We start from the raw sequence: 263 nt of genomic DNA, 5'->3' as shown, positions 1-263 counted from the left end.
TCGATCAGCCAAAACTGCCCTACCTGGCCGAGGCACCTTGGGTACAGCCTTTCATAGGCAACGCCCATGCTCTGGCACGGTGCTATCTACTGCTGCGCATGACACGCCATCTTCTGGACGTCGTGAATCCTCGATCAACCTGGTCACAGCGAATCAAGGCGCATCTACTGAGCTTCCCTGAGCTATCGCACCTGGGCCTGAACATCGCGGGCATGGGCGCCCAGCCTGGCTGGGAAGCCGACTGGTAAAAACGCAGGCAATAA

Annotated in this window: 1 pseudogene; it reads left to right on the top strand. The window is 58.2% G+C overall.

The window, feature by feature from the left end:
* A pseudogene (locus FS767_RS22330) lies at positions 1-248 on the top strand (Abi family protein); the annotation flags it as partial.
* Between the last annotated feature and the right edge of the window lie 15 nt (positions 249-263).

The organism is Pseudomonas sp. DE0010 (genome assembly GCF_007680745.1).
GTDB classification, from domain to species: Bacteria; Pseudomonadota; Gammaproteobacteria; order Pseudomonadales; family Pseudomonadaceae; genus Aquipseudomonas; species Aquipseudomonas parafulva_B.
Note: the sequence above shows the minus strand (reverse complement) of the source record. Positions and strands in the feature narration are given on the sequence as shown.